Origin of the sequence: Tunicatimonas sp., from assembly GCF_049647865.1 — a bacterium.
In the GTDB taxonomy this organism is placed as follows: domain Bacteria; phylum Bacteroidota; class Bacteroidia; order Cytophagales; family Cyclobacteriaceae; genus Tunicatimonas.
In genome coordinates this window covers 1-3,903 of record NZ_JBARYM010000390.1, presented here as the reverse complement: position 1 = coordinate 3,903, position 3,903 = coordinate 1, and the positions used below count along the sequence as shown (strand labels likewise).

The window sequence follows — 3,903 nt, the reverse complement described above, 5'->3', positions numbered from 1 at the left end:
GTTTAAGGTTATCTACTGCCGTAATATTGCTCATAAAAGGCTCTTCCGATACTCGCCAGCCCAGAGCGATAGAAGGAAAGACCCCCCACTTGTTATCCTCACCGAAGCGTGAAGAGCCATCTCGACGTACTGTGGCGGTAACAAGGTAGCGATCCTTAAGTTTGTAATTCAGACGGCCATAGTACGAAAGAAACGCCCATTCTGAGGCAAAGGTAGCGGGGGGAAGCGGACTCTCTCCAGCACTTAGGTTATTAAACCCAGTAGCCCCATTCACAAAGCCCTGCGAGGCAGCTGATACTGTTTCAAAACGGTTTTTCTGCGCTGAATAACCAGCTAGTAAAGTCAAATCGTGCCCCTGCGGTAGGTTAGGAGTGATGGTTACCGTATTTTCACTCAACCAATTAAAGCCAACTGAAGAGCCTACGCGTCCCAGGCCGTTGGTTTGTATTCCCGAAGGAGTGTCGGGAGGCAAAAATAGGTTGGACTTGCCTATGTTGGTATTTACCCCAAAGGTGGTACGCAGTTGAATCCAGTCGGCCGGTTTGTACTCCAGATAAGCATTCCCTAAGAACTGATTCCGTAGGGTTTCGGAGTCAGAGCGGTCAATAAACTGGAAGGGATTAGCACTCGGCGTCCCGACCGGATCGTCGAAGGTCAGCACTCCGTTTTCAGTAACCGGGAAGGTGGGTGACAGAAACAGGGTAGAAATAATAATGTTTCGTTGAAAACCTCCCCCTAGGGCATCCGTGTCGCCAAACCCTCGCTGGAGTGATCGGCGATAGGTAATTGAGCTTCCAATATTTACTTTATCCAATGTGAAGTCAGTGTTAGCCCGGAAGGTACCCCGCTCAAACTCTGAACCCTTTACCACACCGTCTTGGCTAAACCATCCGCCGCTAACCAGGTAGCGGGCTTTGTCGGTGCCTCCGCTTACGTTCAGCAGGTGGTCTTGGATAGGAGCCACGCGAAAAACTTCATCTTGCCAGTCAGTGCCAGTACCTAGCGTAGCAATTTCCTCTTCGGAGAAGGTTGGCTCAAAATTACCGTTAATCTCGGCCTCCCGTGTGAGGCGTGCGAAGGATTGCGCATCGAGCAGATTAATCCTTTTGCGCACCTGCTGTACTCCATAGTAGCTATTAAAGGTTACTTTAGGCGCCCCGGAACTTCCCCGCTTGGTGGTGATAATAACTACCCCGTTTGAACCCCGCGAACCGTAGATCGCTGTAGCCGAAGCATCTTTGAGAATGTCAATTGACTTAATATCATTGGGGTTAAGAAAGTTGATGTTATCGCCCAAGATAGGATATCCGTCTACTACATACAGCGGCTCGTTTCCGGCTGATAGCGAACTCCCCCCCCGTACCCGGATGGTCACACCACCGCCGGGGGTTGCGTCGGCCTGAGTAACCTGCACTCCCGCTACTTGCCCCTGTAAGCCTTGCTCCAGGGTGGTGATGGGAATATTGGTGATCTCCTCCGATTGAACGGACCCAATAGCCCCCGTTACATCAGCCCTTTCTTGGGTACCATAGCCCACCACTACTACCTCACTCAACGATTGAGTATCTGGGGTCATCTCCAGATTAATAACTGTTTGGTTACTTATAGCCACTTCCTCACTGATATAACCTACAGAGGAAAATACCAGGGTTTCAGTATCATCGGGGGCAGTGAGGCGGTAGTTGCCGTCGATGTCGGTGACCGTGCCGGTGGTGGTTCCTTTGGCTAAGATATTCACCCCCGGCAAAGGTTCGTCGGTGGCAGTATCTATCACCTTACCTTCAACAGTAAATTGGTCTTGCGCTTGCGTTGGGGTAAAACACCCCACCCACGTAAGCAGGATTAGTGCGTAGAAATAATTCATGATATATTCGGTTTTATGGGTTGCTGATTCGTGAATTCAAAAAAGCGGGTTTGGCTTAGAGCCTCTGTCATTTGCTCCGTTTTAAAAGGGGTTAGCGAAGTTAAGGGCGGACGAACCGGCCCACAGTCTACTCCTGCTAACTGCATCATGGCTTTGCCCGCGACAATGCCACCGCCGAAATCATTAAGAATCTTGATGATGCGAACGGCTTCCGCCTGAAGCTCATTAGCTATTTCCCCCTGACCACTTCGGTAGGTGGATAACATCTCCGTGTACAATGATGCCATATAGTTATAGGTGCTTCCGGTGGCGGTTCGCGCCCCGCGTTGGACGGCTTCCAGTAGCATTTCATCCCTGCCGAAAACCATATCGTATTGCCCACCATGACTGTTTAAGCACTGCTCGAACTCATCTAAATCCTCGTGAGTAAATTTGATTCCTCTGAAGGTTTTTACCTTCTCTTTCATATCACTTAGTAGCTCAACCATACTCAGTGAAACTCCCGTCACTGAAGGAATATGGTAGTAGTAAAATGGTAAATTGATTCCTTTTAAAGAGTGCTGGAAAAAGCTGACTAATTCGGTAGAAGAAGTAGGTCTAAAGTAGGTAGGCGTGCTGCCTAAAATACTATCGGCACCTATCTTCTGGGCGTGAAGGGCCAATGCATTCGATTCCTTATAAGCGTTGTGTCCTACGTGCACAACTAGTTTAAAATCATTAGGAACAATCTTCTTCCAAGTTTCTACTAACTGCATTCTTTCCTGCATTGTGAGCGAAACACCCTCGCCAGTAGTACCACCAATTAACACGCCCTTAACTCCGGTGGAAAGCAAATAATCAAGTTGATGAGCTACCTGTCTGTAGTCAACTTCTAGATCCGAAGTGAAAGGCGTGTACGCTGCTGCTATTAATACATCTTTCATTCAGTTATTAATAATGTCAGACATATTACAAATAATTGAATTTCCCCCGTTAATGTCAAGTAGTTTTAATAAATTTTTATAAATAGTCCAAATAGAAGCTATTTGCGCTGATTCTTCTTATACTCGGCAATCCAGTAATAGTGGGGTTTCAGATGTTCGTACATTCCCTGACGGAACTGATTTGGATCGCCGTTTCTGTAGATGTCAACTAATGAAGCATGATCAACCTGACTAACGATCTGCGGAAACTCACCGCGTTGCTCTACATCAATAATATGCTGAAAAACTGGCAATAGTAGTTTCTGGAACCGCTGTAGCGACTGGTTGTGGGTGATCTCGTACAGTTTGCCGTGAAACTTCACCTCTTGCTGTAGTATAAACTGCGCTTGGTTTGAAGAGACGTTTTTACTAGCAATTTTCTCAAGTTCAGCAATATACTGATCGGTACGGTACGCGAATAGCAGTTCGGCTAATCCCATTTCTAGAACTAGCCGCATCTCAAAAATGTCAATTAGTGTATCTTGGCCCAGTAGATTGGGATCAAGAACCCGTTCTAGTCCTTTGAACAAATCGGGTTCCGTGAGTATCATCCCTCGCCGCTTGCGCGACTCGATTAATCCTAGCATCTTAAACCGGCTAATAGCTTCCCGGATCACACTCCGGCTCACTCCTAGTTGTTCAGCTATTTCCATTTCTTTAGGAATAGCATCACCGGGCTTCAGTTTTTTGGCTTTAAGATAGTTGCGGATTTGTTCTTCTACCAATTCGGTCATGGAAGGTTGAACAATCGGTTTGAATTCATGATTATTGGCAGAAGACATAATTTATGCTTTATGTAGGACATAAAGATAATTAATTTATCGATATTTATCGGCGAAGCTGTTTCGTAGAGATCATATATTACCTTAACAGAACAATTACGAGTTCAAAAAACCGATACAATTACTATAGCTTTTAACTCTATGCCTTGCCTAACTACTTCTTCAGCATCTATAATATTCGTCATTGTTATATCCTCAGTAACGTGCAGTTTTAGTCAAGACAAAACATTAGCCAACCCAAATCCGCCCAACGTACTAATTGTCGCGGTAGACGATCTTAAGGACTGGGTTGGTT

The 3,903-nt window shown here is 46.2% G+C and carries 3 protein-coding genes; all 3 read right to left on the bottom strand.

Annotation, left to right across the window (positions count from 1 at the left end):
* On the bottom strand, positions 1-1,864 hold a 1,864-nt coding region (locus WBA23_RS11695; RefSeq protein WP_424582461.1), incomplete at its 3' end, for a SusC/RagA family TonB-linked outer membrane protein.
* On the bottom strand, positions 1,861-2,787 hold the full coding sequence (locus WBA23_RS11690; RefSeq protein ID WP_424582460.1) for a dihydrodipicolinate synthase family protein: 927 nt from the start codon (positions 2,785-2,787) through the stop codon (positions 1,861-1,863). The genes WBA23_RS11690 and WBA23_RS11695, both read right to left, overlap by 4 nt.
* 98 nt (positions 2,788-2,885) lie before the next feature.
* On the bottom strand, positions 2,886-3,608 hold the full coding sequence (locus WBA23_RS11685) for a FadR/GntR family transcriptional regulator (protein ID WP_424582459.1): 723 nt from the start codon (positions 3,606-3,608) through the stop codon (positions 2,886-2,888).
* Positions 3,609-3,903 lie beyond the last annotated feature (295 nt).

Excerpts from the sequence above, each read along its gene's own strand:
- WBA23_RS11685 (WP_424582459.1), bottom strand. The coding sequence starts at position 3,608 with ATGTCTTCTGCCAATAATCATGAATTCAAACCGATTGTTCAACCTTCC.
- WBA23_RS11690 (WP_424582460.1), bottom strand. The coding sequence starts at position 2,787 with ATGAAAGATGTATTAATAGCAGCAGCGTACACGCCTTTCACTTCGGAT.